The sequence below is a fragment of the Chryseotalea sanaruensis genome, assembly GCF_003990915.1.
GTDB lineage: Bacteria > Bacteroidota > Bacteroidia > Cytophagales > Cyclobacteriaceae > Chryseotalea > Chryseotalea sanaruensis.
Window position 1 is genome coordinate 225,096 of sequence record NZ_BHXQ01000007.1, and the last position, 24,241, is coordinate 249,336.

At 38.7% G+C, this 24,241-nt stretch carries 29 protein-coding genes; 19 read left to right on the forward strand and 10 right to left on the reverse strand.

The window, feature by feature from the left end; all coding sequences use genetic code 11:
* Positions 1–41 precede the first annotated feature (41 nt).
* The 9 genes from SanaruYs_RS18010 to rsmA all read right to left on the reverse strand — a co-directional run bounded on the left by SanaruYs_RS18010 (position 42) and on the right by rsmA (position 7,630).
* Positions 42–395, reverse strand: a complete 354-nt coding sequence (locus SanaruYs_RS18010) for an MmcQ/YjbR family DNA-binding protein (RefSeq protein WP_127124001.1) — start codon at positions 393–395, stop codon at positions 42–44.
* Position 396: 1 nt separating this feature from the next.
* Positions 397–621: a DUF6728 family protein gene (locus SanaruYs_RS18015; RefSeq protein WP_127124002.1), complete on the reverse strand. Its 225-nt coding sequence runs from the start codon at positions 619–621 to the stop codon at positions 397–399.
* Between the two features lie 3 nt (positions 622–624).
* Positions 625–2,580, reverse strand: coding sequence for a (E)-4-hydroxy-3-methylbut-2-enyl-diphosphate synthase (ispG, locus tag SanaruYs_RS18020; RefSeq protein ID WP_127124003.1), 1,956 nt, complete (start codon positions 2,578–2,580; stop codon positions 625–627).
* A gap of 88 nt (positions 2,581–2,668) precedes the next feature.
* On the reverse strand, positions 2,669–3,061 hold the full coding sequence (locus SanaruYs_RS18025) for an HIT family protein (protein ID WP_127124004.1): 393 nt from the start codon (positions 3,059–3,061) through the stop codon (positions 2,669–2,671).
* 4 nt (positions 3,062–3,065) lie between these two features.
* Positions 3,066–3,542: a transcription elongation factor GreA gene (gene greA, locus SanaruYs_RS18030; RefSeq protein WP_127124005.1), complete on the reverse strand. Its 477-nt coding sequence runs from the start codon at positions 3,540–3,542 to the stop codon at positions 3,066–3,068.
* A 95-nt stretch (positions 3,543–3,637) separates the two neighbouring features.
* Entirely contained in the window at positions 3,638–4,483 is an 846-nt protein-coding gene (locus tag SanaruYs_RS18035) for a pentapeptide repeat-containing protein (protein WP_127124006.1), read from the reverse strand.
* 60 nt (positions 4,484–4,543) lie between these two features.
* Positions 4,544–5,485 (reverse strand): NAD(P)-dependent oxidoreductase, encoded by a 942-nt coding sequence (locus SanaruYs_RS18040; protein ID WP_127124007.1) that lies wholly within the window; start codon positions 5,483–5,485, stop codon positions 4,544–4,546.
* Positions 5,485–6,834: a magnesium transporter gene (gene mgtE / locus SanaruYs_RS18045; protein WP_127124008.1), complete on the reverse strand. Its 1,350-nt coding sequence runs from the start codon at positions 6,832–6,834 to the stop codon at positions 5,485–5,487. Before mgtE ends, SanaruYs_RS18040 begins: the two co-directional genes overlap by 1 nt.
* Positions 6,824–7,630, reverse strand: coding sequence for a 16S rRNA (adenine(1518)-N(6)/adenine(1519)-N(6))-dimethyltransferase RsmA (rsmA, locus tag SanaruYs_RS18050; RefSeq protein ID WP_127124009.1), 807 nt, complete (start codon positions 7,628–7,630; stop codon positions 6,824–6,826). Before rsmA ends, mgtE begins: the two co-directional genes overlap by 11 nt.
* Positions 7,631–7,733: 103 nt before the next feature.
* Here rsmA and pdxA point away from each other — a divergent pair, with 103 nt between their 5' ends.
* The 13 genes from pdxA to SanaruYs_RS18115 all read left to right on the forward strand — a co-directional run bounded on the left by pdxA (position 7,734) and on the right by SanaruYs_RS18115 (position 19,043).
* Complete coding sequence (pdxA, locus tag SanaruYs_RS18055) at positions 7,734–8,786, forward strand: 4-hydroxythreonine-4-phosphate dehydrogenase PdxA (RefSeq protein ID WP_127124010.1); 1,053 nt, start codon at positions 7,734–7,736, stop codon at positions 8,784–8,786.
* Positions 8,787–8,875: 89 nt separating this feature from the next.
* Positions 8,876–9,262, forward strand: coding sequence for a TerB family tellurite resistance protein (locus SanaruYs_RS18060; RefSeq protein WP_127124011.1), 387 nt, complete (start codon positions 8,876–8,878; stop codon positions 9,260–9,262).
* A gap of 117 nt (positions 9,263–9,379) precedes the next feature.
* Positions 9,380–9,898, forward strand: coding sequence for a YceD family protein (locus SanaruYs_RS18065; RefSeq protein ID WP_127124012.1), 519 nt, complete (start codon positions 9,380–9,382; stop codon positions 9,896–9,898).
* A 26-nt stretch (positions 9,899–9,924) separates the two neighbouring features.
* On the forward strand, positions 9,925–10,116 hold the full coding sequence (gene rpmF / locus SanaruYs_RS18070; protein ID WP_127124013.1) for a 50S ribosomal protein L32: 192 nt from the start codon (positions 9,925–9,927) through the stop codon (positions 10,114–10,116).
* A 170-nt stretch (positions 10,117–10,286) separates the two neighbouring features.
* Entirely contained in the window at positions 10,287–11,288 is a 1,002-nt protein-coding gene (locus SanaruYs_RS18075) for a beta-ketoacyl-ACP synthase III (protein WP_127124014.1), read from the forward strand.
* Between the two features lie 46 nt (positions 11,289–11,334).
* Positions 11,335–11,898 (forward strand): elongation factor P, encoded by a 564-nt coding sequence (gene efp, locus SanaruYs_RS18080; RefSeq protein ID WP_127124015.1) that lies wholly within the window; start codon positions 11,335–11,337, stop codon positions 11,896–11,898.
* 83 nt (positions 11,899–11,981) lie between these two features.
* The gene (gene accB / locus SanaruYs_RS18085; RefSeq protein ID WP_127124084.1) at positions 11,982–12,464 is read left to right on the forward strand and encodes an acetyl-CoA carboxylase biotin carboxyl carrier protein; all 483 of its coding nucleotides are present in this window, start codon (positions 11,982–11,984) and stop codon (positions 12,462–12,464) included.
* A 78-nt stretch (positions 12,465–12,542) separates the two neighbouring features.
* A complete protein-coding gene (accC, locus tag SanaruYs_RS18090) occupies positions 12,543–13,892 on the forward strand; it encodes an acetyl-CoA carboxylase biotin carboxylase subunit (protein ID WP_127124016.1) in 1,350 nt (449 codons plus the stop codon).
* 122 nt (positions 13,893–14,014) lie between these two features.
* Complete coding sequence (locus SanaruYs_RS18095) at positions 14,015–14,419, forward strand: EVE domain-containing protein (protein ID WP_127124017.1); 405 nt, start codon at positions 14,015–14,017, stop codon at positions 14,417–14,419.
* Entirely contained in the window at positions 14,416–15,993 is a 1,578-nt protein-coding gene (locus SanaruYs_RS18100; protein ID WP_127124018.1) for a hypothetical protein, read from the forward strand. The genes SanaruYs_RS18095 and SanaruYs_RS18100 overlap by 4 nt, the downstream gene beginning before the upstream one ends.
* Complete coding sequence (locus SanaruYs_RS18105; protein WP_127124019.1) at positions 15,956–17,473, forward strand: hypothetical protein; 1,518 nt, start codon at positions 15,956–15,958, stop codon at positions 17,471–17,473. Before SanaruYs_RS18100 ends, SanaruYs_RS18105 begins: the two co-directional genes overlap by 38 nt.
* 95 nt (positions 17,474–17,568) lie before the next feature.
* Complete coding sequence (gene pyrR, locus SanaruYs_RS18110) at positions 17,569–18,117, forward strand: bifunctional pyr operon transcriptional regulator/uracil phosphoribosyltransferase PyrR (protein WP_127124020.1); 549 nt, start codon at positions 17,569–17,571, stop codon at positions 18,115–18,117.
* Positions 18,118–18,119: 2 nt separating this feature from the next.
* Positions 18,120–19,043 carry an aspartate carbamoyltransferase catalytic subunit gene (locus SanaruYs_RS18115; protein WP_127124021.1) on the forward strand — a complete coding sequence of 308 codons (924 nt, stop codon included), beginning with the start codon at positions 18,120–18,122 and terminating at the stop codon, positions 19,041–19,043.
* A 45-nt stretch (positions 19,044–19,088) separates the two neighbouring features.
* Here SanaruYs_RS18115 and ung read toward each other — a convergent pair whose 3' ends face one another.
* Positions 19,089–19,751, reverse strand: a complete 663-nt coding sequence (gene ung, locus SanaruYs_RS18120; RefSeq protein ID WP_127124022.1) for a uracil-DNA glycosylase — start codon at positions 19,749–19,751, stop codon at positions 19,089–19,091.
* A gap of 106 nt (positions 19,752–19,857) precedes the next feature.
* On the opposite strand from ung, the gene apaG reads away from it, so the two are divergent.
* The 6 genes from apaG (at position 19,858) to SanaruYs_RS18150 (ending at position 24,236) form a co-directional block, all read left to right on the forward strand.
* Positions 19,858–20,244 (forward strand): Co2+/Mg2+ efflux facilitator ApaG/CorD, encoded by a 387-nt coding sequence (apaG, locus tag SanaruYs_RS18125; protein ID WP_127124023.1) that lies wholly within the window; start codon positions 19,858–19,860, stop codon positions 20,242–20,244.
* Positions 20,245–20,249: 5 nt separating this feature from the next.
* The gene (locus tag SanaruYs_RS18130) at positions 20,250–21,023 is read left to right on the forward strand and encodes an O-methyltransferase (RefSeq protein ID WP_160118717.1); all 774 of its coding nucleotides are present in this window, start codon (positions 20,250–20,252) and stop codon (positions 21,021–21,023) included.
* A 74-nt stretch (positions 21,024–21,097) separates the two neighbouring features.
* Complete coding sequence (locus SanaruYs_RS18135; protein WP_127124025.1) at positions 21,098–22,033, forward strand: DUF8428 domain-containing protein; 936 nt, start codon at positions 21,098–21,100, stop codon at positions 22,031–22,033.
* Positions 22,034–22,073: 40 nt separating this feature from the next.
* A complete protein-coding gene (locus SanaruYs_RS18140; RefSeq protein ID WP_127124026.1) occupies positions 22,074–22,961 on the forward strand; it encodes a lysophospholipid acyltransferase family protein in 888 nt (295 codons plus the stop codon).
* A 102-nt stretch (positions 22,962–23,063) separates the two neighbouring features.
* On the forward strand, positions 23,064–23,369 hold the full coding sequence (locus SanaruYs_RS18145) for a hypothetical protein (protein WP_127124027.1): 306 nt from the start codon (positions 23,064–23,066) through the stop codon (positions 23,367–23,369).
* A 93-nt stretch (positions 23,370–23,462) separates the two neighbouring features.
* The gene (locus SanaruYs_RS18150) at positions 23,463–24,236 is read left to right on the forward strand and encodes a prohibitin family protein (RefSeq protein ID WP_127124028.1); all 774 of its coding nucleotides are present in this window, start codon (positions 23,463–23,465) and stop codon (positions 24,234–24,236) included.
* Positions 24,237–24,241 lie beyond the last annotated feature (5 nt).

A 24,241-nucleotide genomic window follows, 5' to 3' on the forward strand; every position in this document is an offset into this window, starting at 1 on the left:
TTAAGCTATCAAAATTAAGGAAATAACTGAGAAATCCGACCTCAGAGTTCCTTTAAGATTTCTCTGTCCTTCTTTGGTAATGAGGCACTTACCAGGTTGTATGAGTCGTCTATCCATTCGCATATCAGGCTGTCTTTTAGGGTTCCGTCTAGCATAACGCTGATCCAGTGCTTTTTATTCATATGATAGCCAGGTAAAACTGCAGAAAATCGTTCCTGCAGCAGCATCACCTGCTCAGGGTCCGCTTTTAAGTTGACACTTTCAAAATTATCTAAATCAGTAAGGGCAAACATCTTACCCATAACCTTATAGACAAGCGTGTTGGCATCAAAAGGAAACTCCTCTGTTACACCTTTCTTGGCAAGGCAGTAAGCACGGAAGCCTTCGATGTTCATCTTAGAAATAATTACGTGCAATAATGCGGGTGACGATTATAATCACGCAAGCGAGAAACATCACAATTGATAATTTATTAACGCCATGCATCATTTTTAAACTTGCATTAGTTGGACGGTTCGGATCTTTCGCTCTAAAAAAATAACCACCTACTTCTCCTAATTTGAAGAAATCCTTCCAACTTCTCTTTGCTCCTTGCTTTGCTAAATCTCTTTGCTCTTCCATAAATTAATTTTCTTGTTCTACCCAATCTCCATGTTCACGAATCAGGTTAACTAATTCGTCTACTGCCTTTTCTGTTGGTATGTTTCTTCGCACTACCTCTTTGCCTTTATACAATGTTATCCTTCCGGGCCCTGAACCTACATAACCATAATCTGCATCTGCCATTTCGCCCGGACCATTCACAATACAACCCATAATACCAATCTTCAATCCTTTTAAATGATTGGTGCGCACACGTATCTTGTTGGTGGTCTCTTGTAAATCAAATAGGGTTCGTCCGCATGAGGGACATGAGATATATTCCGTTTTCGAAATGCGTGTACGCGTAGCCTGTAAAATATTAAAGGCTGTTTCGTTCAGCATTTTTTCAGGACCACAATTAATAGCCGACAGAAAAATACCATCACCTAAACCATCTAATAGTAGCGCACCAACATCGGTAGCTGCATGCAATTGCAATTCCTCCTGCGAAAGGTCTACATAATTTCTACGGATAATTACCGGAGCAGAACAATCAGCATCAATAATGTTCAGCATGAGTCTTCTTTGCTCTGCCATACCATGCTCATTGTCAGTGGTGATCACTAATACTATATTTTTATTAGTTCTAAGTGTTTCAATCAAAGATGCATTTACATTTTCAATAGACACCTGAACAAAATTTAGTGCGTTTGAAAGCTGCTTACCTTCAAGGAAAGTATTTACATCCAACAAAGGATAAACCCTGTCTTTTTCATTTTGTGTAAGCCAGGTTGTATAATCATAGATAATACCCAAAGTACCGGGTATGGCAAAGTCAATAAGTTTATTGCCTGCATAAACATAGTCGCATGCCATGTCTGTTATATTCCACTTATCTAAAGGAACAGAGTAATGATAGCCCAATGAAAACAGCGAAGCCTGAGTGATAGCTTCCCGTTGAGAAAGATCTGCGATTACTCTTGGCACCCAATGCTCTCCACCAATATTTACTACTTCATGTGTTACTCTTCGTGTATACTCAAATGGGTTGATGGCGTAGTGCTTAATTTCAGGAATGTTTTTATGATTGGCGCGTTTATCATAACGCTTAGCTAACGTATAAGCTACTGGTACTTCCGCTTCAGGCTCTTCAGTTAATGATACACGAATAGTATCGCCTAAGCCATCTTCAAGTAGGGTTCCAATACCCACTGCTGATTTTATTCTACCATCTTCTCCATCACCCGCCTCAGTAACGCCTAAGTGTAACGGATAAGGTTTAAAACCACCTTCATCTAATTTTTGCACAAGTAAACGATAAGCCTGCACCATCACCTGTGGATTGCTGGACTTCATAGATACTACAGTGTTGTAAAACTGTTCGTCTTCACAAATGCGTAAGAACTCTAGTGCAGACTCCACCATACCAAGTGGTGAATCACCATAGCGGCTCATAATTCTATCGGACAAAGAACCATGGTTAGTTCCGATACGCATAGCCGTACCGTGTTCTTTACAGATTTTTATTAGTGGTGTAAATTTATCTCTGATGCGATCTAACTCAGTTTGATAGGAAGCCTCTGTGTAATCGATATTTTCAAATCTTTTTTTATCAGCGTAGTTGCCCGGATTAACGCGTACTTTTTCTACAATGCGCGCAGCCAGTTCTGCTGCGTTGGGTGTAAAATGTATATCTGCCACCAAGGGTACGTTATACCCACGTTTTCTTAATTCTTTTTTTATCTCCGCAAGATTTTGTGCTTCTTTTAAACTTGGGGCAGTTATGCGTACATATTCGCAGCCAGCCTCTACCATGCGTATAGTTTGCTCTACTGAGCCGATGGTATCCATCGTATCAATAGTAGTCATGGACTGTACACGAATAGGGTTATTACCCCCCATAGGCACATCACCAATCTTTACTTCAATGGTTTTTCTGCGGTTGTATTGCACAAGACTATTGCAGTATTGTTTTAAAGAGGCTATTGAGTTATTCACACGAAAATGCTTTACCCAAAATTAACCATTACTTATTGAAAATGTTCAATAAGGAGAGGCTCAAATAAGAGAAGGGTTAAATGTGAGCTTAAAGTGCGGCTTTGATCTTTTCGGTTACTTCAGCTAGTTCCTCTTTTGAAGGGCTAAGCTTGGGTTTTGTGAAATTGATGTCGCCCATGCTATTCATAGGTACAAGGTGAATATGCACATGAGGAACCTCGAGGCCAATTACGGCCACGCCTACCCTTTTGCAAGGAATAGCTTTCTTCACCGCAATGGCTACTTTCTTGGCGAAAAGTGTTAAGCCGGCAAGCGCATCATTCTCCAGATCAAAAATATAATCAGATTCCTGTTTAGGTATAACCAGCACATGGCCCATTACTAAAGGACTAATGTCGTGTATAGCAATATAGCGTTCATCTTCTGCCACAATGTAACCCGGTATTTCCCTGTTAATAATTTTTGTGAAAATGCTGGCCATACACTTAAGCTGTTATGTCCATTACCTGAAATTCAATATCTCCGGCAGGTGTTTTAATCATAGCACTTTCACCCTTCTTTTTACCGAGCAATCCTTTACCAATTGGTGATTGTGTAGACAAGCGGCCAATTTTTAAATCTTGCTCTTCTTCAGAAACTAAAGTATAGGTAAAAGAAGCTCCATTCTTCAGGTTCTTGATAGTAACCTTAGATAGGATAGATACTTTAGAAGTATCAATATTGTTTTCATCTAATAAACGAGCATTAGAAACCAAGTCTTCTAACTGAGCAATTTTTGCCTCGAGATGACCTTGTGCATCTTTTGCGGCATCATATTCTGCATTTTCACTTAGGTCACCTTTATCACGCGCTTCTGCAATTTGGTATGCAATAGCAGCACGTCCTTTACCTTTCAGTTCAGCTAATTCAGTTTTCAACTTCTCGAAACCGTCTTTGGTATAGTAGGAAATTTTCTTGCTCATAATTATCGACTTTACTAAAAAAACAAACAACGGCTTTGCGGGGCAAAACCGTTGTCGTATTCTACAAAGGTAAGGATTCTTTTATTTAGTCAAAATCAGGTTCCTACCAGCTCTGGTAGGTTAGTTTTGATCTCTTCTAGTATTTCATCGTCAAATCTGGCCATATACAAGGTTTTGGCTTTGGATAATTGTTCAATGGTAAGTCCTTTAGCACCTCTTAAATCAGCTTTATATAAGCTGGCATTTTCAAAATCAGCCCCCATTAAGTAGCTGTTTTGCATGTTTGCTTCCATTAAATAGGCATTATTGAAATTAGCCTTGATCAAAAAAGCACCTTCAAACTGGGTTTTAATTAAAAATGAATCCTTAAAATTGGCACCACTGGCGTAAGCGCCTTTCAAATTGGCCTGATTCAAATTCGAGTTCTCAAAATTGGTTTGGTTTAATCTGGCATTTTCCAGATTAGATTCAATTAATGAGGACTGCTGCAGATTACATGAGTTGATATTAGAACCTGCCAGATTTACGTAGTTCAAGTTTGTACGTGCCAGGTAACAGTTCACAAGATTGATCTCATGTATCTTATGGCGATTTAATCGCTTAATATTACCCACGGTACGAAAGGCAGCTTCTTCAGATTCCCACAACCGAAAGTCATCAATTTCATCTTTATAAGTACGAATACGCTGACGTACTTCTCCATTCTGGTTTAGCCAAAATATCAATATACCGATCACCGCGATATCGAAGATCATACCGTGAGCTTCACTCAGTACTTGCCCTACAAAATTATAGGTATCATTTAGGTAGTAGTGTAAACTTAAAGAAAGTACCAGAATGGCAACGAGGACTAATACAATAGTTGATGTAAGCAGCGGCTTTTCTATGATATCATCATAGAATTCATTAAAACGCTTCATCTGCTTCTTGTAAAAACTCATTTTCTTGTTCCTGTCCTTAAATTATCAAAATCTTTTGTTCAAAGAAAACTTTCAACACAATCAGAAGCCGAGGGCTTGTAATTTTTGCACCAGTATTTGATTTATTTTATAATGCGACTCGTTTGTCCAGCCCGCAATATGTGGTGTAAAGATCACATTTTTCCTATGTGTTAGGAAAGTAAATGCTTTTTGTTGTTCGGAAGTGAGGGATGTAAGTTTTTCATTTTCCAATACATCTAATGCTGCCCCTCTGATTATACCAGTCTCAATCCCTGATGCTAATGTGTTTAACTTAACAATCTCACCACGTGCAGTGTTTATGAGAATAAAGGGCTTTTTAAAACGCGTAATAAATTCCATACTCAGCATTTCTCTAGTTTCATGCGTTAATGGAATGTGCAAGCTCAATATGTCTGTTTCTTCAAATATATTTTCAAGTGAAGCCTCGTGAGACCACTCATCTGAAATACTTTGTTTATACTTATCGTAGGCAATCACCTTACACCCAAACCCGGAAAGACGTTTAGCAAAGGCTTTACCCATATTGCCATAACCGATAATGCCTACTGTTTTACCCATTAGTTCTTCACCGCGGTTTTCTTCCCTCAACCAAATGGATTGTCGTACTTCAGCATCCGCTCTTGGTATATTTCTGAGCAGTGACAGTAAAGCGCCAACAGCATACTCACCCACGGCATCTCTATTGCCTTCCGATGCATGCAAAACTTTTATATTATGTTTTAGTAAAAATTCCTGATCTATATTATCCAACCCTGCTCCCGCTCTGCCTACAAACTTAATAGTCGGTTTGTTGCCTAATAGTTGTTCATCCACTCTGGTGCGCGTCCTGACAAACAAACCTTCGTATTGATTAATGAGCGGTTTTATAGAAGCAATATCTTTAACTGAAACGTCTACACCTTCCCAACCAATTTCTTTCAGCATAGTAAATATGCTAATATGCATTGGATCAATAATCAAACACTGACGCAGGGAAGACATTAAATCAATAATAAGTTTACTGTAAAGAAATAAATGGTGAGCCCCAACAAATCGTTGGTAGTAGTAATAAAAGGTCCTGAAGCCAGCGCAGGATTAAAACCAAAATAGTTGAGTGCCATAGGTGTAACTGTGCCCATAAAAGAAGCAAACAATACAACACTAAAAAGGGCTATTGAAACAGTTAGCGAAAGTTCAAACTCAGTAAAAAGTAAAACATTAGCGCCAAATACTATTCCAGCTAAAAAAACACCGTTGAGCATAGCCACTAAAAATACTTTGGCTAAACGTGTCCATAAGCCTTCTACTACAAAACTTGGGTTGGCCAAACTCTGCACAACAATTGATGCTGATTGGATTCCTACATTTCCACCGGTTGCCTGAATAAGGGGAATAAAAAAAGCGATTGCCGTTACCTGCATCAACTCGGCTTCAAATAAACCCATGAATTTTGCATTCATCAGTCCACCCAAAATACCAATAATCAGCCAGGGTAAACGGGCTCTGATGTTACGCCAGACGCTATCATCTTCTTCAACATCTTCACTGATACCGGCCATGATCTGGCGCTCTTCTTCCGCCTGCTCTGTAATTACATCCACCACATCATCAATGGTAATGCGACCTACTAATTGTCCGTTCACATTTACAACAGGCACCGATTCCAGATCGTACTTCTGCATGATATCCGCTACCTCTGTGTCTTCAAGGTAGGTTTCAACAGAAACAACCTCCTCTTCCTCCATAATTTCTGCTACAGACTTGAAGGCATTGGCCAGCACCAAACTTTTTAATGAAACCCGGCCAATTAGACGATCTACTTCATCAACTACATACACGGCATAAAACTTATCAACATTTTCTGCCTGCTTTCTTATTTCTTCAATACATTGATTAACCGTCCACCCCTGACGCACTTTGATTAATTCCTTTGCCATTAAACCACCGGCAACGGTTTCTTCATAGCGCAATAGGTCAACTACTTGTAAACGAAGATCAGCGTCTATTAATGCTAGCACTTCTTCACGTGCTTTTACAGGTACCTCATGCAAAATATCAGCTGCATCATCAGAATTTAACTGATTGAGTACTCCGGCTATTTCAGTAGGCGTGTAAATTTTCAGAAAAGCCTTGCGCGTATCAGAATCCAGGTCACGAATAATTTCTGCGTGTACCTCCTTATCCAGTATATCCAGTACATATTTGGATTCTTCAGAGCTAAATTCATATAAAAGAGATGAGATATCCGCTGACTGAACAGACTCTAATGTTTCGACAATAAAAGTATTGTCACGCTCATCAAGCGCTTGCTGAAACCGATCTCTAAACTCTTTGCTTAGTTCAAACTCCATGTTGGACTGCACGACTCTTCTCTATTACCTGTGTGAGCTGAATAAAATCTTCAACGCTAAGTTGTTCGGCTCTTTTATCCATAACGGGTAAGGCCGCAACATCGCTCGACAAAGTTAGATTTTTAAGTGCATTGCGCAATGTTTTGCGTCTTTGGTTAAAGCCTGTTTTTACAACGGTTACAAAAAGTTTCTCATCGCAACCTAATTGCTTCCTGTCATTCCTGACAAGGCGAATAACAGCCGACATAACTTTGGGTGGCGGTGTAAAAACACCTGGAGGCACCTTAAACAGGTTTTCAATATTGTAGAATGTTTGCAGTAACACGCTGAGAATACCATATGTCTTATTGCCATGTCTGGAGGCAATCCTGTCAGCCACTTCCTTTTGCAACATGCAAACCACTTGCTCTACCCTATTGCGCTGCTCCAAAACCCTGAAAAAGATTTGTGAAGATATGTTGTAAGGAAAATTGCCAATGATAGAGAAAGTCCCGGAAAACACGCTGTCTAAATCTTCTTTTAAAAAATCACCCTCAATAATTTTACCATCCAGTAAAGCAAAATGTCTCTTCAAATAGGCCACTGAATCACGGTCTATTTCAATAACTTTCAATTGTAGATTGGTTATTTCTACCAGGTATTTTGTGAGCACGCCCATGCCGGGGCCAATTTCTAAAACCTGATTGCCGGTTTTATCTAATAGCAGTCCTTCTGTAATCTTTCTGGCAATTCCCTCATCGTGCAGGAAGTGCTGACCCAGCGATTTCTTTGCTCTTACCTTATCATATGTGGCCATGGGTGCAAGTGTAAGGTAAAATACTGTATAATTGTGTTTCTATTTGTACAAATTAGTTGACTATAAGCCGATGGCTTCTGGTAAACAAGTAACAAGGTAAGTCATGATTCAACCCGCTAATACACAGCATTCACCTAAGTCTACAGATCATAAGCCGCGCATTGGCATTACTCTAGGCGACATCAATGGTATTGGTCCTGAAGTCATTATTAAAGCATTGTCTGATCACAGAGTAATGTCATTGCTTACCCCAGTTGTGTATGGGTCCGGACGGGTTCTATCATTTTATAAAAAGCAACTCAATAACGAAGAACTCAATTATACGCAGGTAAAAAACAAGGGACATTTTATTGCCAGGCAGCTAAACCTTGTAAACTGTTGGGATGATGTAATTGAAATTGTTCCCGGCAAAGCATCAAAAGAAACCGGTAAGGCGGCCTTGTTGAGCTTACAAAAAGCCTGTGAAGAACTAAAAGAAGGACTAATTGATGCATTGGTTACTGCCCCTATAGATAAACAAAGCATACATAGCGAAGAATTTCCTTTTAAAGGACATACCGAATTTTTAACGCAATACTTTGGTGCCAGTGAGAGTCTTATGTTACTGGTAGGCAATACGTTGCGAGTTGGTTTAGTAACAGAACATGTGGCGGTGCGCGAAATTGCAGGACTTATTACCCGCGAGCGCATAGAGAGTAAGCTTAAGCTTTTAGAGCATTCGCTCCGAAATGATTTTGGCATTAACAAACCAAAAATAGCCATATTAGGACTTAATCCTCATGCTGGAGATGGAGGTTTGATAGGAACTGAGGAGGAGGAAATTTTGAAACCGCTTGTTAACGATTGGAGAAATAAAGGCAAACTAGTAAGTGGCCCTTTCCCTGCTGATGGCTTCTTTGCTTCAGGGCAGTACACAAAGTTTGATGGGATATTAGCCATGTATCACGATCAGGGGCTTATCCCTTTTAAAACGCTAGCTTTCGAAAATGGAATAAACTTTACCGCTGGGCTTTCTGTTGTAAGAACATCGCCTGATCATGGAACAGCATATGCAATCGCTGGAAAAAATCAGGCTGATGAAAATTCATTCCGAGAAGCACTTTTTAAAGCGTGCGATATTATTCAAAGCAGGAAAGAACAGCTTACAGGTAAATAATGTGAATTTATTTCCATTTTCTACCGTTTAACCTAATCTAATCGGCTAAAAGACAGTAAATTGTATTTTTGGTTAAAGCGAAAGTTCAAATGGACGTAGTTACTAGAAAGCATTTAAACATACTTATCCAGTTGGCTGAAGCCGACAAACACTTTGCAAAGGCTGAGCGGGATATGATTTTTAAAATAGCCAAGGAGCGCAATTTTCCGGAATTGGAGGTTCAGGAGCTTATTCGTAAGCCAGAACCCATCGACAGTCTGGGCGCCCTTTCTGTAGATCAGAAGTTCGAATACCTCTATAGTAGCATTGAGCTTATTTTAGTGGATCAGAATATTTTCGAAAGTGAAATAATTTTTTGCAAGAGCCTGGCAATAAAATTAGGTTTCAAAAAAGCAATTATTGATTTTTTTCTGGAGAACGTTAATAAAAAATCTAAAGCGCAATTAAAGGAAATTGCTATCCAAGAATATCTGTAAATATTGATAATCAGTCAATTAGCAAATTGACTTTCTTGGAAAAACACAGCTTTACTTTTAATTTTCCATTTATTCTTCTACATTTGCCGACTATTTTAAAACCGGAGGGTCAGGAAAGTGAATTTATTCGGGGTTAATATTTTAGGCTTAAGCCTCACTGTTCACCAGTTCGATTTCGAGCTTGATAGTGGTTTTTTTAAGCAGTATGGCTCCGAAATGATTACAGAAGGCAAGTTAAAAGCCACTGTGAGTCTCGATAAACATGAGACTTTTATTGAAACGAACTTCCGCATTGAAGGCAGCATAGTCCTTACTTGTGATCGGAGTCTGGATGAATTTGATTTCCCGATCAACATCAATCAAAAATTGATGTACAAGTATGGAGATGAAGATAAAGAGATCAGTGAAGAGGTGATGATGATACATCGTGATACCGCAACGCTGGATTTGGGACAGCCAATGTTTGAATACATTGTGTTGGCCGTTCCAATCAAAAAACTTCACCCTCGCTACAATGAGGAAGAAGACGATAATGAGGAAGGGAAACTAATCTATTCTTCAGCATCAAAGGATGAAAAAAGTGATGAAAGCGCGGTTGACCCACGCTGGGAAGCACTGAAAAAGTTAAAAAAATAAAGCACTGATACTAAACTGTTTGAGTTATGCCAAATCCGAAACGAAAAACCTCGAAAACAAGACGCGATAAGAGGAGAACACATTATAAAGCTGAAGTCAGCTCTTTCACTGTTTGCCCTACTACTGGCGAAACACACCGCCCACACCGTGCTTATTGGCACGAAGGAAAGCTTTACTTTAAAGGTAAAGTAGTAATGGAAAGAGAAGCACTTGCTTAATTGCATGAGACATTCGGCAATCCTACACCTGAAAGGCAACCTGTTTAGTGTTGCATCAATATCGGATTGTAAAACATCGTAATTGATAATCAATTATTGAAATGCTCGATGGTTCATCGGGCTTTTCTTTTTTATAAGGGTTTAGTAATACTGCTGTAAGCATTAAAAAAATGGATAAGATTCGCGCTGCGATCACTGGTGTTGGCGGTTATGTACCAGAATATGTACTAACCAACAAAGAACTAGAAACAATGGTTGATACCAATGATGAATGGATTACCTCCCGCACTGGTATTAAAGAAAGAAGAATTTTGAAAGGTGCAGGCCTAGGTACCAGCTACATGGGTATTAAAGCTGCCCAGGAAATTATCAGCAAAACAGGCATCGATCCCAGAGAAATCGACTTGGTTATTTGCGCAACTATTACACCAGACATGCCTTTTCCGGCAACAGCTAATATTATTGCCACCGAAATTGGTGCCGTTAATGCATTCAGCTACGATCTTGGAGCTGCCTGTTCGGGTTTTCTGTTTGCCCTGGCCACAGGAGCTAATTTTATTCAGAGCGGCACTTACAAAAAAGTATTGGTAATCGGTGGAGATAAAATGTCTTCTATCATTAACTATCAAGACAGAGCCACATGCATCATTTTTGGCGATGGTGCGGGTGCTGTATTGTTAGAGCCGACAACCGAAGATGTTGGAATCATGGACGCTATCCTGCGAAGTGATGGAACCGGTGCCAACTTTTTGCGTATGGAGGCTGGTGGAAGCCGATTGCCTGCAACGTATGCAACCATAGATGCAAAACAGCATTATGTATTTCAGGAAGGTGCCACTGTTTATAAGTTTGCTGTAACCAACATGGCTGAAGTAGCTGCTGAGGTTTTAGAAAGAAATAATCTAACAGGTAATGACATTAATTGGTTGGCTCCACATCAGGCCAACAAACGCATTATAGATGCTACCGCAAGTCGAATAGGGCTTTCAGAAGAAAAAGTAATGATGAACATTGAGAAGTACGGCAATACCACTGCCGGTACACTACCACTTTTACTGTGGGATTACGAGAAAAAGCTTAAAAAAGGAGATAATATTATTTTTGCAGCCTTTGGTGGTGGATTTACCTGGGGCGCTATGTGGCTTAAATGGGCCTATAATAGCAAAGCATAAGAGAGTGATTAATTAATATTTGTAACTTAAAGTCCGTTTTTGATTTATGGCAACTATTTCTGATCTGAGTAAAGGCAATTATGTACGCTACAATGGCGAGGTAATGCAAATTGAAGAATTGCTACACCGTACGCCTGGAAACCTGAGGGCCTTCTATCAGGTAAAGATGCGTAACGTGCGCAATGGCAAACTTGCAGAAAACCGTTTTCGTCCCGGTGATGATATCGAAATTTTGCGTGTGGAAACCAGAGAATATCAATACCTGTATGCGGATGGAGATACTCTTGTTTGTATGGATAAAGAAACTTTTGATCAGGTTTATATAGACAAAACTTTGTTAGGGCCGTCAGTAAACTTTATTAAAGAAGAAGTTACTTTATTGATTGCATTTGAAAACGGTACAACAGCTATTACTGCTGAAGCACCATCACATGTTGTATTTGAAATTACCTACACTGAGCCAGGTTTAGCAGGTGATACTGCAACACGTACACTAAAGCCGGCAACTATTGATAACGGATCAGAAATTCGTGTTCCTCTTTTTGTGAACACTGGTGATAAGATTAAGATTGACACCCGCACGGGTGAGTATATTGAACGCGTAAAGTAATTACTATGGCCAAAGCCCGAACTACAAAACCTGTTAAAAAAGAAGCTCCTGCAAAGAAGACTTCCTCAACTAATCAAACCGACATGAAAACATCAGAAATCAGAGACCTCATCGATTTCATTGCCCATTCCGGCTTGAATGAGGTCAATGTAGAAACTAAAGAGTTAAAGCTTTATATTAAGCGTGAACCAGATCAAAAAATACTAAAATCTGCAGCTCCAGTTGCTGCTGCACCAGTTGTAGCTACAGCACCCGCTACTGTTATTGCTGCTCCTGCAGCTGCTGCGGCACCAAAAACTGAAGTTGCTGTTGCTGCCGGTAAGAAAACAGCGGATATCAAATCCCCAATGATTGGTACATTCTACCGTTCTTCAAATCCTGAAACACCTCCATTTATTTCTGTTGGTGATAAAGTAACCAAGGGACAGACAGTTTGTATTATTGAGGCCATGAAGCTTTTCAACGAAATTGAATCAGAAGTTTCCGGTACTGTGGTAAAAGTAATGGTGGAAAACGCACAGCCTGTAGAATACGATCAGGTATTGTTTGTTGTAGAGCCTGATTAATTACAAATTCAAGATTACAGATTCGAAATTACTTCACTCAATTTTGAATGTTGAACTTTTCATTTTGAATTAAAACTTATGTTTAAAAAAATATTAATAGCTAACCGTGGAGAAATAGCGTTGCGCGTAATCCGTACTTGTCGTGAGATGGGTATTAAAACGGTAGCCGTTTACTCAACTGCAGATAGAGAAAGTTTGCACGTACGTTTTGCTGATGAAGCAGTATGTATTGGTGATGCACCCAGTAAAGATTCTTATTTAAATATTCCTCGCATTATTTCTGCCGCTGAAATTACAAATGCAGATGCCATTCACCCTGGCTACGGATTTTTATCTGAGCGTGCTGAATTTTCTGCTGTTTGTCACGAATACGGCATCAAGTTTATCGGCCCCACTCCTGCCATGATTAATGCTATGGGCGATAAATCCACAGCAAAAGATACCATGAAAAAGGCGGGAGTACCAACAATTCCTGGTTCTGACGGACTTCTCTCCTCTTTAGAAGAAGGTATTGCCCTTGCTAAAAAAATCAAGTACCCGGTAATTGTTAAAGCAACTGCCGGTGGAGGTGGTAAGGGTATGCGTATCATTAACAATGAATCTGAGTTTCAGAAAGCATGGGATGATGCCAAACGCGAAGCCGCTGCTTCCTTTGGAAACGATGGCTTATACTTGGAAAAATTTGTTGAAGAACCACGACACATCGAAATACAAATTGTAGGCGATCAATATGGAAAAGTTTGTCACTTATCTGAACGTGATTGCTCTATACAACGCAGACACCAAAAGCTTTTAGAAGAAACTCCTTCTCCTATTTTGAGTCAGGAACTTCGTGAGCGTATGGGTGAAGCTGCTATTAAAGGTGCTAAGGCCATCAACTATGAAGGTGCTGGTACAATCGAATTCCTGGTTGACAAACATGGTGATTTCTTCTTCATGGAAATGAACACCCGCATACAGGTAGAGCACCCTATTACAGAAGAGGTTACCGATTACGATTTAATTAAAGAGCAAATTAAAGTAGCTGCCGGAGTGCCTATTTCCGGAAAGAACTACTACCCTAATTTGTTTTCAATGGAATGTCGTATTAATGCAGAAGATCCTGCTAATGGCTTCCGTCCGTCACCGGGTAAAATAACGAATCTACACATGCCTGGTGGTCATGGTGTACGTATTGACAGTCATGTGTATGCTGGCTACACAATTCCACCAAATTACGATTCTATGATTGCTAAGCTTATTGTAAGCGGACAATCACGTGAAGAGGTAATTACTCGTATGAAGCGTGCCTTACAAGAGTTTGTGATTGAAGGTGTGAAAACCACTATTCCATTTCATATTAAGTTGATGGACAATGAAATCTTCAGAAGTGGCAAATTCAATACTAAGTTTTTAGAAACATCGTTCGATTTTTCAGAACTAAAATAGTGTAACAGATCACCTGATTAGCCACTTACACTGGTTAATCCAAATAATTTTGAAAAGCTCCGCTAAAACGGAGCTTTTTTTGTTTTAAGAATACATTAACTTCAAGATTCAAATTACACTGCATGAATTACTGGCTTGTAAAATCAGAACCCGATGTATATCACTTCGATACTTTAGTGAAAGACAAAAAAACCGTCTGGGATGGTGTGCGCAATTTTGCTGCCCGTCTCCACCTGAAAGCAATGAAAAAGGGTGATATTGTGCTTTTCTATCACTCAACAGGTGAAAAAGCAGTTGTCGGTATTGCCAAAATTGTGAAAGAATGGTACCCCGAACCGGGTGAGCCTGATTGGGCTGTTGTAGAATTAGCCCCCGAACGTAAACTTAAAAAACCTGTAACCTTAGCACAGGTGAAAGCAGATAAAAGACTAAGTGAAATGAAACTGGTAAAACTTTCAAGACTTTCTGTACAGCCTGTTACACCCGCAGAATTTGATATGATCTTAGCCAAGAGTGAAGAAAAATGAAAACCGTTTTTACCATATTACTTCTCTTACCTACTTTCATACAACTTCGTGCCCAAGTTGAACAGCCTCAGCGATTTGAAATTATTCAGAAGTACCTTGATGAGGAGTTCACTGTTATTTCGTTAGAAAGAGAAGGTCTGGCTCTTTTCCGGGGAACAAACCAATACAAAGATCGTATGAGAAGCTGGCAGGTAATGCTGCTAGATACTACATTAAATATAAAAGTTGATACACTCGTCAACATTGAAAGAGAGTATAACATTATTGGCTTTGAATATACAACAGGGATACTCAGTTTATTATTTCAATCCGGTGAGTTTATCAAAGATAAAATTGCACTATGCGATATTGAATTGAAAGATTCAAATATCAACATCTACAATATCAAAACAGAGGTTGAGCTTAAACTCTCCTTTTTTAGTCGACTACAGCAAAGTATCCTCTTTGCAGGTTACATAAACAATGAGCCTGCCATAGTTATGTATGATCTGGTAAAAGGTAAAGCCCAAATGGTACCTGGCTTTTTACAACGCAATACCGAATTACTAGACATGCGGGTAAACCTTAATGCAACTTTTAATGTGGTAATGGTAGAAAAAATGTCTGGTGAAAATAAGCGAATTATTTTTCGCACCTATGATGCTCATGCCACACTCTTGCTAGAGGACATCATCGAATCTGAAGCTAGTTATACAATTTTTAATGCCATTAGTAGCAATCTTTATCGCGATGATTTACTCCTCATTGGCACTTGGGGCACTCGTTCATCTGACAGAGCGTTGGGTTTTTATACAACGCTAGTTAATCCTTTTGAAGAACAAAAAACGAAACTCGTTCAATTTGGAAGTTTACAGCATTATCTTGATTATCTAAAGCCAAGAAGAGCAGACAAAATAAAGACTAAAACGAAAGCAGCAATACTTGAGGGAAAACTATTCGAGTACACTAACAATTCGTTGCCGTATAAAATTGTAGAACATCAAAATGGATTTATTGTGCTGGCTGAAACATATGCCACTGGCACTAACAACAGTGATTTCTATAATAATCGAAACTATACACAGCCATGGAATAGTCCATACTATTATTACAACCCATATTATCCACGATTTGGAAGTTCACGTCCTTATCAATCACTCTCTTATGGGCAAAATGTTGCGCAAGAGGACATTGAAATAAAAACATATTCATCCTCGTTGTTGTTTATCAATGCTAAAGGTATAATCGAAAATGATTTCTCAGCTAAATTGGAAGACTTCAAAATTTCAGGCATAAAACAAATATCTGATGTAGCATACTTTAACGACTCCGCTATTGTTGTTTATCGAAAAAAGCATGACATTCTTTTCCATAAGGTTGATCTACTCGACAGTAAATCAAAAAATGGCAATGTGAAGATAAAATTGAATGATGATTTTGATGATTTACGAACTGATGATGATCAGGATGCAGGAATTAAATGCTGGTACAACAACGTTTTCTATACATGGGGATACCATTCAATCAAAAACACCAACATAAAGGGCAACAAAACGCGTGAAGTATTTTATATCAATAAAGTTGTGGTTCATTAGTCTTGTACTTACATCGGCAGTATCATTTGCTCAGGTAGAACAAATTGATCGCTTTGAAGTTCCGATTAACTATCTCACTTCAGGATATGAAGTTACCTCACTTTTACACGATGGCATTTTACTGCACAGGGTAAATTCCTCTGATCTTTCACAAGAGTTTGAAATTATAAAATTAGACACGTTATTCAACCAAAGATGGAGGGGTGCAATTCCATTTGATAAAAATTTTACTATCACTCATAAAAAATTCTTTAAGAATAGTCTTTATATATTGGCCAGAGGAAATTCTTATTATGATTTTATATTGATTAAAGTCGATCAGGAAACAGGGCGTTATACCCAGTATAAATTACGCAATTATATTCCATTCGTACCATCCGAATTTCAAGTGAATGATCGATTAGGAATAATTGGTGGTTATTTTAATAAGATCCCTATTGTTGTGCTTTTTGATTTCGAATTGCTTCGTTTAAAAATACTTCCCGGTTTATTCAATGAAATCGGTGAATTAGCACAGATCAAAGTACATCAGGATAACACCTTCGATATATTATTATGTGCCCGTTACTTTAATAGAGAAAAAACAATCTGGATAAAAAGCTATACACCTGAAGGAGATTTTATTATCCAGAAGGTATTACCAACCGATGGTAATAAGAGTTTAGTATTTGGCAGAATAAATCAATCTGTTGACGATACAAAAATAGTGGCTGGAGTTTACGGCAATCGAAATTCTGAGTATTCAAAAGGACTTTTTGTTGCAGCTATAGACCCCTTTGGTGATAGTCAGGTTAAATACTACAACTTCGCTGACCTGGAAAACTTTTTCAGTTATATGAAAATAAACCGTCAAAAAAGGGTTAAGTACAGGATAGATAAACGCAAAAACAAGGGTAAAGAAAACCGTTTCAATTACAGACTATTAGTGCATGAACTTGTGCCATATAAAGATCAGTTTATTCTATTGGGCGAAGCCTTTTATCCAAAATATAAGTCAATCGATCGTTCTATAAGTCCAGGTTTTTTTTCTCGGTCTGGGTACGGCTACTCAGGTAATAGCGAAATGATTTTTGATGGTTACCGATACACGCATGCTACTGTACTCGCATTTGATGTCAATGGAAAACTTCAATGGGACAACACTTTTGAAATTAATGATGTGAAAACGTTTAACCTGGAACAATTTGTTAAACTTAAAACTGATAAAGAGCGTATTACCCTACTCTATCTCTTTGATAATATGCTTCGAACTAAAATAATTTCCGGCAGCAATGTAATTGAAAGTAAGAATACAGAGCCTATCAAAACATTGACTGAAGGTGATGTAGTTATCAATAACCAAACTGTATTAAATAAACTAGAATATTGGTATGGAGATTACCTGTTTGCATATGGCATACAAAACGTTACAAATACTAAACAAATTGGGGGACAATCTGAGCGTAGTGTGTTTTTTATCAATAAACTGAAATGTCGGTAAATCAACAATGGTTCCAGAAAACCTTAACCAGTCTTAGTATGCATTATTGTAAAATCCTTATCTTTGTGTGCTAAGACGGTAGCGTTAGTTTTAAAATGGCTATACAAAAGAAACTCATTCTTGATTCTGATCTTCTCGACATCACGCTAAGCCGTCTTTGCCAGCAACTTATTGAAACCCATAACGATTTTGCCGAAAGCGCCATATTAGGTATGCAGCCAAGGGGCATTTACCTTGCAGAGCTAATTCATCAAAAACTTGAGAAGGCTCTTCGTAAAAAAATAAACCTGGGTTATCTGGACGTTACTTTCCACCGTGACGATTTCAGAAGAAGAGAAATTCCTGTCAAAGCAAATGAAACCCGGGTACCCTTCTTAATCGAAAACAGAAATGTGGTGCTGATCGATGACGTGCTTTTCACCGGCCGAACTGTGCGTGCAGCTATGGATGCCATGATTGCATTTGGCAGACCTAAGAAAGTTGAACTACTTGTACTTATTGACAGAAAATATAACAGAGATTTGCCTATTGCCCCGGATTATGTCGGTAAAGTTGTAAATACACTGGCCTCACAACGGGTACAAGTGGAGTGGCAGGCCCAAGGAAATAAACAAAACAAAATCTGGTTGATCAATCAAGAATAACTATGTCAAGACTCAGTCAAAAGCATCTGCTCGGTATTAAAGATATTACCCGCCAAGACATAGAGTTAATTTTTGAAACCGCTGACAACTTTAAAGACGTTATTAATCGCCCAATCAAAAAAGTACCTTCACTCCGCGATGTTACAGTAGCCAATGTTTTCTTTGAAAACTCGACACGTACCAGACTATCATTTGAATTGGCACAAAAGAGATTATCGGCCGATGTAATCAATTTCTCTGCTTCAAACAGTTCTGTAAAAAAGGGGGAAACACTTCTTGATACTGTAAACAATATTCTGGCCATGAAGGTGGACATGATTGTGATGCGGCATGCAAGCCCTGGTGCACCTCATTATCTTTCCAGGCATATTAAAGCTAACATCGTTAACGCTGGCGATGGTACGCACGAACACCCAACCCAGGCGCTATTAGACACATTTTCCATCCGTGAAAAACTAGGTGGTGTTGAGGGAAAGAAAATCGCCATTATTGGAGATATACTTCATTCAAGAGTAGCGCTCTCTAATATTTTTGCACTACAAAAATTAGGTGCTAAAGTTATGGTTTGCGGCCCACCTACCCTGTTGCCGAAATACATTGCACAACTTGGTGTGCAGGTAGAATTAGATGTAATGAAAGCCCTTCAATGGTGTGATGTTGCGAATGTTTTGCGGATACAGCTTGAGCGTCAACAGATAAAGTACTTCCCATCACTAAGAGAATACTCACTTTACTACGGTATCACCAAAAAAATTCTGGATTCACTTAAGAAACAAATTGTAATCATGCACCCGGGGCCAATTAACAGAGGGGTTGAACTAAGCAGCGATGCAGCTGATTCACACCACTCAATAATCCTTGACCAAGTTGAAAATGGTGTTGCTGTAAGAATGGCTGTAATGTACTTACTCGCAGGTCAGATCTAAGCGGCATTGCAAGAATTAAATCGCGACTATATTTTCTCAATCCTGTTACCATTCTACTTCTGGTAAGCCTTTACTTTTTAAATAAGCATTGGTCTGACTAAAATGTTTATTGCCAAAGAATCCTCTATCGGCAGAAAAAGGAGATGGATGTGCAGACATGAGTACGAGATGTTTAGAGCGATCAATAATTTCGCCCTTCTTTTGTGCATAAGCACCCCAAAGCAAAAAAACCATATGCTGTTTCTGCTCCGAAATTCTTTTAATCACTGCATCCGTAAATGTTTCCCAACCCTTATTTTGATGTGAACCCGCCTCAGATGCCCTTACTGTAAGTGTGGCGTTAAGTAATAAAACTCCCTGCTCGGCCCATCTTCTCAAATCGCCTGAAGCAGGAATGGGCTTTCCCAGATCATTTCTGATTTCTTTAAAAATATTGACCAACGATGGGGGTACACGCATACCGTCTTTTACTGAAAAACATAGACCATTGGCCTGACCAGGCCCGTGGTATGGGTCCTGACCAATAATAACCACTCTGGTAGACGCAAAAGGGCTACTATCGAAAGCACTAAAAATCTCTTTACCGGGCGGAAATACGGTTTTTGTTTTGTACTCCTCTTTAACAAACTCAATTAGTTGTTTGAAATAATCTTGCTCAAATTCCCCCTGAAGCTGATTTTTCCAGCTTTCTTCGATTTTTATGTCCATTATTTTCGTCTAAATTCAAAAGTAACCACTAAAAACGAAGAAAAAGCTAATAAAACTGCTTGCTTGTTTGATTTGCTGAAATGAAAAATCTCTTACATTTGAACCGATGGTGACCGAGATAACAGAAGGAATTAAAGTGACTGTAGAAACAGAATACCAGCCTGGCTATTCAAGCCCAAGCCAGTATCACTATGTTTTCACATACAGAATCACCATTGAGAATCAGAGTGACTTTACCATTCAGCTGTTGCGCAGGAAATGGCTCATTCACGATGCAGGGTTTAATGCGCGTGAAGTTGAAGGTGAGGGCGTAGTGGGGCAGCAACCTGTAATTGAACCTGGACAAAGCCACCAATATGTATCGGGGTGTAACCTCAAATCAGGAATTGGTAAAATGATTGGTACCTACCTGATGGAACGCATTGTCGACAGCACAAAAGTAGAGGTAAATATCCCAGAATTTACAATGGTAGCCCCTTTGCGCCTCAACTAAGCCAAGTGTCAAAATTTTTTCAAGCTAAAGCATATCTATCGTATTGGTTGAATTGTGTTGACGAACATTCGCTTCACTCACCCTTCTTTTATGATTTCTACACAAAAGTTGTAAAGAAAAATTCAATCTATAATGAGGAAGCTGAACGACTACGAGCACAATTGCTGAAGAGTGAACTTACTGTTGATATCAATGATTTAGGTGCAGGTTCGGTTTTAAAATCAAAACAAAGACATGTAAAAGATATTGCTAAGCACAGCCTTAGCAACGCTAAATTTTCTTCACTCTATTCGCGTGTAATACAATTTTATCAATGCAACCAGGTAATTGAACTAGGCACGTGTTTGGGCATTAATACACTGTACTTGGCCTCTGCAAAACCTACCAGCCTGACTACTTTTGAAGGTGCAGATACATTGATTGGCCTGGCAAAAGACACTTTTTCGTTCGCTAATGTTTTGAACATTAAGCTTATTGAAGGTAATATAGATGAAACCTTGGAGAGCTACCTGCGTGCCAACCCTAAAATCGATTTTGCTTTTGTTGATGCCAACCACCGCTATGATGCTGTTATGCGTTATTTCCGGTTTATTATGAAAGCCTCGCATAACAAGACCATTATCGTATTTGATGACATACACCTGAACCCAGGCATGGAACAGGCATGGTCTGAGATAAAGAAAGATTCTCTTGTATATGCAACGGCCGACCTCTTTCGCTGTGGTTTTGTCTTCCTGGATCCTTCACTTAACCGTAATCACAAGGTTTTAAGGTTTTAAGTTTGTGACGAAACAGCCTAAAGTTCTATCTTTCGACTGTATAACAGCAATGTTTAAGAGCCCTTATTCAACTTATGAGCGAAGTAATACAAACATCCGAAGCACCAAAGCCAGAGGCACCCAAGCGGAATAACAAGAACATTATTTTCATAGCCTTGCTTATTCTGATTATTGTGGTGCAATCCGTAAAAATATTCTTAGATGCACAAGACAAAGTTGAACTAAAGGCTGAAAATGAAACTACAGAACAAGAATTGGCCTCTACCATGCAGCGACTGACTGAGATTCAACAAGAACTGGATACGAAAATTGCTGAAATAGAGAAACTTGGCGGAGATGTTACTGAATTACAAAGGGCAAAAGCAGATGTAGAGAAACAACTTCGTATAAAGACTAAAGCAACGGGTAACTTAATTGCTGAACTGAGATCAAAAGTAGAAGGGTATGAAGAGTTGTTAGAACTCAAAGATGAAGAAATAGAAAAGCTAAAAAATGTTAATAAAGAATTACTCAGTGAGAACACTACACTGAAAACGCAAAAAAATAAGTTGGGTGATTCAATTAACAGACTTGAACAAAAAGCAACCGAGCTAGCTTCTAAAGTCACCATTGCTTCACAATTAAAAGCAGAGAATTTTAAAATTGTTGCTGTCTCAGATCGTAATCGTGAAAGGGAATCGCCTTTTCGGGTTAGACAAATTGCAAAATTAAAAGTAGAATTCAGTTTGGCAGAAAATAATGTAGCCCCAATTGAAGGAAAGAAAATAATGATTCGTGTTGTCGATCAGAATGGGCAAGTACTCTTTGATGTCAATAAAGGTTCTGGCACATTTATCTTTCAAGGAAAAGAAGAGTTTTTTACCGCGTCACAGGAGATACTTTTCGACAATTCTAAGCAACGTCTGACTTTTGTTTATGATAAAGGTAGCGATTATGCTGAAGGCAATTATATACTAGAAGTGTATACCGATGATTACCTCATGGGAAGAGGCGCTTTTGAAGTGAAGTGAGAGACTAATCTCCTGTATTAGTAATTATTTAAATTTGTTTATGGTCTGGCTTAGTGCTTTGCTCTATTACGGAGTTTTCATTCCGATTTCGCTACTACCTTATCCGGTGCTTTACTTAATTTCCGATGGTGCCTATGTTTTAGTTTACCATGTAATTGGATATCGAAAAAAGGTTGTGCTAAACAACATTAGAAACTCCTTTCCTGACAAGACAGAACAAGAGCATAAAGATATAGCAAGTGCGTTTTACAGGCATTTTTGCGATGTCATTGTTGAAAGCTTTAAAACCTTCACAATTTCAGAGCAAGAAGCTATGCAGCGAATGAAGTTTGTCAATCCTGAAATACTTAAAGCCTATGCAGTCGAGAATAGAAGCGTTATTCTTGCAGGTGGCCATTACAACAACTGGGAGTTATTTGCCGTTGCTATTGATTTGTTAATGGATCATCAGGCCATTGCCATTTACAAAGAGCTTAAAAATAAATACCTTGATGAAAAAATGCGCTCTACGCGTGGCAAATTTGGGCTGAAAATGATCTCAACCAAAATAGTAAAAGAAGAATTTGAAAAAGAGAGGAATAATTTAACCGCAACCATATTTGCCACTGATCAATCACCAAGCGTAGCAAAAAACGCTTACTGGACCACCTTTCTTAACCAAGAATCAGCTATGATTTTTGGCCCCGAGCGTTATGCTAAAGAATATAACTACCCAATTCTATATGGAAGAATTAGCAAAATTAAGCGGGGTTATTATGAGTTTTCTTTTGACCTGATAAGTGACAATCCAAAAGATGAAGCTTACGGAGAAATTACAAAAAAACTAGTGCGTCATTTAGAGCGAGACATTAAGCAAGCACCACAATATTGGTTATGGACACATAAGCGCTGGAAAAAAAACAGACCGGAAGGGATGCCATTGTATTAGTTTATATCCTAATAGCATACAAAAATTGTCAATTTCACGTTCCTCACCCGAAACAAAAGACCAATCTTTTACGTTTTCTTATTAGTATTTAGAAAGTAACATATGCTTAGTCCGCTACGCTATCTTCTTACCCTAACCCTGGTAATTTTACTTTCAGGTTCATCTTCGGCTTTTGTAATTTTAAACCAAACTGCTTCTTATACAGAGCAAAATGAGAAAAATGAAAGCGAAAATTTTATAGATGAAGCCATTCCCTCTAGTCGTTCTAAAAAGCAAGTAGTAAAAAATTCTAGTCCTTTTTTAAAGGCTGCTACAATCAAGCAAGAATCAATTTTTCCATCAACACATTCATCTCATTCTATTGGTGAAAGTTACCTGTTTATAAAATACAGGAAGCTAATTATTTAAACTTCCAATTTCCTTCTCTATTCTTAACTCAGGCATTGTTGATTCTATTCGACAATAGCAATCGTTAATATTTTCCATCTAAAATTCATGTGTATGAAATCAATTTCATATGTAATATTGCTTGCATTAATATTATCCTCTTGTGCCATTGTAAGACAAGGCGAAGTAGGTGTTAAACGAAAAATGGGCAAGCTCAAAGAGGAGGCGCTTAGCCCTGGTCCGGTTGTGTATAACCCACTTATTACTCGTATAATAAAAGTACCTACACGCACGGTCAATGTAGAAATCAATTCAAACCTCCCCTCAAAAGAAGGGTTAAATGTAGGCTCTGTCATTTCTATTCTTTATAAAATCGATCCTTCTTATGCACCATCAGTGGTGGAGAACATAGGTATGAATTACGAAGATGTATTGATCACGAGTGTTTTCCGTTCTGCTGCTGCTGATGTATGCTCGCGCTTTTTTGCCAAAGACATGCACACTGCGCAGCGAGCAGTTATTGAGCAAGAAATTTCCAATCAGATGAGGGGGATACTTAAAAATCGTGGATTTGAAATTGAAGCAGTGCTCTTAAAAACAATTCAATTACCCGCTGGCTTAGCAAGGGCGGTTGAAGAAAAGCTGGAGGCAGAGCAGGACGCACAACGAATGGAGTTTCTCCTGCAACGTGAAAAACTAGAGGCGCAGCGCAAGCTTGTAGAGGCACAAGGTATTCGTGATGCCCAAAAAGTTATTACCGAAGGGTTGAACGATCAAATACTTAAATGGCAAAGTATTAAAGCTTTTAAAGAGCTTAGTAAGTCACCCAACACAAAAATAATTATGACAAACGGAAGCACACCGTTTTTAATTGAACCTAATAAATAATACGA